This is a genomic window from Nocardioides sp. P5_C9_2, assembly GCF_054049555.1.
In genome coordinates, this window is the sequence record NZ_JBFUMD010000389.1 from 1 (window position 1) to 3,799 (window position 3,799).

5 protein-coding genes are annotated in these 3,799 nt (G+C 73.2%); 2 read left to right on the plus strand and 3 right to left on the minus strand.

Annotation, left to right across the window (positions count from 1 at the left end; translation table 11 throughout):
- Both ACXJKL_RS16670 and ACXJKL_RS16675 read right to left on the minus strand, forming a co-directional pair.
- Positions 1–329, minus strand: a 329-nt coding sequence (locus ACXJKL_RS16670) for a nucleoside deaminase (RefSeq protein WP_457208139.1), incomplete at its 3' end; no start/stop codon positions are given.
- A 31-nt stretch (positions 330–360) separates the two neighbouring features.
- Positions 361–846 (minus strand): tRNA adenosine deaminase-associated protein, encoded by a 486-nt coding sequence (locus tag ACXJKL_RS16675; protein ID WP_457208140.1) that lies wholly within the window; start codon positions 844–846, stop codon positions 361–363.
- A 104-nt stretch (positions 847–950) separates the two neighbouring features.
- On the opposite strand from ACXJKL_RS16675, the gene upp reads away from it, so the two are divergent.
- Both upp and ACXJKL_RS16685 read left to right on the plus strand, forming a co-directional pair.
- Positions 951–1,592 carry a uracil phosphoribosyltransferase gene (upp, locus tag ACXJKL_RS16680; RefSeq protein WP_457208141.1) on the plus strand — a complete coding sequence of 214 codons (642 nt, stop codon included), beginning with the start codon at positions 951–953 and terminating at the stop codon, positions 1,590–1,592.
- The gene (locus tag ACXJKL_RS16685; RefSeq protein ID WP_457208142.1) at positions 1,589–2,656 is read left to right on the plus strand and encodes an alpha/beta hydrolase; all 1,068 of its coding nucleotides are present in this window, start codon (positions 1,589–1,591) and stop codon (positions 2,654–2,656) included. The genes upp and ACXJKL_RS16685 overlap by 4 nt, the downstream gene beginning before the upstream one ends.
- A 6-nt stretch (positions 2,657–2,662) precedes the next feature.
- Here ACXJKL_RS16685 and ACXJKL_RS16690 read toward each other — a convergent pair.
- Positions 2,663–3,799: ABC transporter ATP-binding protein (locus ACXJKL_RS16690; RefSeq protein ID WP_457208143.1), on the minus strand; the 1,137-nt coding region annotated here is incomplete at its 5' end.

Sequence of the window (3,799 nt, forward strand, 5' to 3'; positions counted from 1 at the left end):
ACGTCCCACAGCGAGCCCACGGCGCCGGCCCGGTCGTCGTACGCGCCGAAGACGACGCGCCCCACCCGGGACAGGACGGCCGCGCCGGCGCACATCGTGCAGGGCTCGAGGGTGACGACCAGGGTGCACCCGGTCAGGCGCCACTCACCGAGCGCGACGGCGGCCCCCCGGAGGGCGACGACCTCGGCGTGACCGGTCGGGTCGCCCTCGGCCTCACGCACGTTGCGGCCGCGGGCGATCACCTCGCCGTCGGGGTCGAGCACGACGGCACCGATCGGGACGTCGCCGGTCGTCACGGCCTCCCGCGCCTCGTCCAGGGCGAGGCGCATCGCGGGCTCCCACGTCACACGAGGCCCGCGATCATGCAGAGGTGAACCCGACGGCGTCGTCGAAGAGCTCGCCGAAGCCGATCCGGCGGGCGATGTCGGAGAGCATCTCGTCGGGGAAGAGGTCCTCGTCGTCGAGGAGCACCCCCATGTCGATGGCGTGCACGCCCAGGTCTCCGAGCAGGTCGAGGTCGCCCGCGGGCACCTGCTCGTCCTCGTCGTCGGCGGGCGGCAGGCCGAGGAAGTCGACGGCCGACTGGGCCAGCTCCCACTCCTCGGCCGCGGTCACGTCGGACAGCAGCACGCGCGTCGTCGAGCCGGCGACGCGGACGAGGACGAAGAAGTCCTCGTCGACGGCCACCATCCCGAACGCGCCGCTGTCACCGGGGAGGCGGCGCAGCGCGTGGGCGAGGGAGTCGACGGAGTCGTAGGCGGGGGAGGCGATCTCCTGCACCTGCCACTCGCCGTCGTCGTGGAACGCCGCGACCGCGAAGTCGATCCCGTCCGACAGCTCAGGCATCCCAGGCTCCTTCCGCGTGCTCCGACCCGACCGAGGTTCCAGCGTCGCAGAAAGCCGACCCGGCGCCAACCCTGTTGTGGCCCGCGCCCACTAGGGTTTGCGCCATGCGCACCCACGTCATCGACCACCCGCTGGTGTCCCACAAGCTCACCACGCTGCGTGACGAGGGGACCGACTCCCCGACCTTCCGCCGGCTCACCGACGAGCTGGTGACGCTGCTGGCCTACGAGGCGACCCGCGAGGTCCGCGTCAACGACGTGACCATCCAGACCCCGGTGGCCGCGGCGACCGGCGTCAAGCTCGCCGCCCCCAAGCCGCTCGTGGTGCCGATCCTGCGCGCCGGGCTCGGCATGCTCGACGGGATGATGCGGCTGCTGCCCACCGCCGAGGTCGGCTTCCTCGGCATGATCCGCAACGAGGAGACACTGGCCGCGTCGACGTACGCCGAGCGGCTCCCCGAGGACCTGTCCGGGCGCCAGTGCTACGTCCTGGACCCGATGCTGGCCACCGGCGGCACCCTCGCCGCGGCGATCCGCTTCCTCACCGACCGTGGCGCCGACGACATCACCTGCATCTGCCTGCTCGTCGCCCCCGAGGGCGTGGCCGCGCTCGAGAAGGGCCTCGAGGGCCTCGACGTCCCCGTCACCGTCGTGACCGCCGCGATGGACGAGCGCCTCAACGAGAAGGGCTACATCGTCCCCGGCCTGGGCGACGCGGGCGACCGCCTGTACGGCGTGGCGCAGTGACCCTGGGGCCCAGCCGCCGGGACCGCCTCGAACGCCGCATCAACCGGGTCGCCTCCGCGAGCCCGGCGCGGCTGCAGTCGCTGCTCGCCGGCCCCGACGTCGTCCGCGAGGGCCAGCGGTTGAGCCCGCAGTTCGCGCTGGCACTGCGCGCCCTGGCGCTGACCGGCACGACGTCGTACGACGCCCTCGACGTTCCCGCGGCCCGGGCGCTGCTCGAGAAGGAGTCCTGGGCCTTCACCGGGCCCACCGTCGAGGTCGGCGCCGTGCACGACGTCACCATCGACGAGGACGGCGAGGTGCCCGTCCGGGCGCGCCTCTACCTCCCGGCGGACGAGCCGGGCGGCTTCGACGGCCCGCCGCCGGTCGTCGTCTACCTGCACGGTGGCGGCTGGGTCCTCGGCAGCGTCGAGAGCCACGACGCCGTCACCCGCTTCCTGTGCCGCCACGGCCGGGTCGCCGTGCTCTCCGTCGACTACCGCCTCGCCCCCGAGCACCCGTTCCCGGCCGCGGTCGAGGACACGCTGCACGCGGTGCGCTGGGCCCGGCGCCACGGCGACCGGTGGGGGTACGACGGCACCCGGCTCGCCGTCGCCGGCGACTCGGCCGGCGGCAACCTGTCCGCCGTCGCCTGCCAGCAGCTCCGCGGCACCGACGACCTGCCCGACCTCCAGGTGCTGGTCGTGCCCGGCGTCGACTTCACCTCCCGCACGGCATCGCGGGCGGCGTACGGCGACGGCTTCTTCCTCACCGACAGCGAGATGGACTGGTTCGAGGAGCACTACCTCGGCCCGGACACCGACCGCAGCGACCCCCGCGCCTCGCCGCTGCTGGCCGAGGACCTCTCCGGGCTCCCGCCGGCGTACGTCGTGGTCGCCGGCTTCGACCCGCTCCGCGACGAGGGCGAGGCCTACGCGCGTGCGCTGCGCGACGCGGGCGTCCCGGTCACGCTGCGGCGGCACACCGGGCTGGTGCACCCCTTCCTCAACGGCATCTCGCTGAGCGACGAGGCGCGCGCGGCGGGCTTCGAGATCGTCGGGGCCCTCCGGCTCGGGCTCCGGGCCTGACCCGACTCAGCCGCGGATCGCCAGCCCGGTCTCCGGGTCGAAGAAGTGCAGCCGCTCCGCGTCGATCGCGATCTCGACCTGGTCGCCCGGGCGCACGCGGGAGCGGGGGCTGAACGACGCCACCCACGTGTTGGCGGCCGTGTGCGCCACCGGCACGTCCTCGGTCCCGGCGTCCTGGTCGAGCGCCTTGGTGTCCTCGGTGACCACGCGGGGCGCGTCGACGGGGAAGTGCACGACGATCTCCGAGCCGAGCGCCTCGGTGAGGCTCACCGAGGTGGTCAGTCGCGGCCGACCCTGGTCCCGCGCGAGGCTGGCGTCCTCCATGTCCTCGCTGCGGACGCCCACGGCGACGTCGCGACCGGCGTACGACGCCAGCGCGGCCCGGGCGGACGACACCGAGTCGGGCACCTGCACGGTCGCGCCGCCGACGCTCACGGTGACCCCGCCGTCGGTGCGCTCCACGCGGCCGATGGCCATGTTCATCGGCGGGGAGCCGATGAAGCCGGCGACGAAGATGTTGTCGGGGTGGTCGTAGAGGTGCTGGGGTGCGCCGAGCTGCTGCAGCACGCCGGCCTTCATCAGGGCGACCCGGTCGCCCATGGTCATCGCCTCGGTCTGGTCGTGGGTCACGTAGATCGTGGTGACGTCGAGGTCACGCTGCACCTGGGCGATCTCGGCGCGCATCTGCACGCGCAGCTTGGCGTCGAGGTTGGACAGCGGCTCGTCCATGAGGAAGACCTGCGGCTCGCGCACGATCGCGCGGCCCATGGCGACGCGCTGGCGCTGCCCGCCCGAGAGCTGCTTGGGCTTGCGGTCCAGGAGGGGGCCGAGCTCGAGCATGTCGGCCGCACGCTTGACCCTCGTGTCGATCTCGGACTTGTCCATGCGGCGGATCTTGAGGCCGTAGGCGATGTTGTCGGCGACGGTCATGTGCGGGTAGAGCGCGTACGACTGGAAGACCATCGCGATGTCCCGGTCCCGCGAGGCGAGGGTGTTGACGACCCGGTCGCCGATGGTCAGGGTCCCGCTGCTGATGTCCTCCAGCCCGGCGATCATGCGCAGGGCGGTGGACTTGCCGCAGCCGGACGGGCCGACGAGCACGAGGAACTCGCCGTCGGCGATCTCGATGTCGAGGTCCTTGAC

What these genes read in the sequence shown, in the direction of transcription:
- upp (WP_457208141.1), top strand. Translation starts at nt 951, where the DNA reads ATGCGCACCCACGTCATCGACCACCCGCTGGTGTCCCACAAGCTCACC.
- ACXJKL_RS16675 (WP_457208140.1), bottom strand. Translation starts at nt 846, where the DNA reads ATGCCTGAGCTGTCGGACGGGATCGACTTCGCGGTCGCGGCGTTCCAC.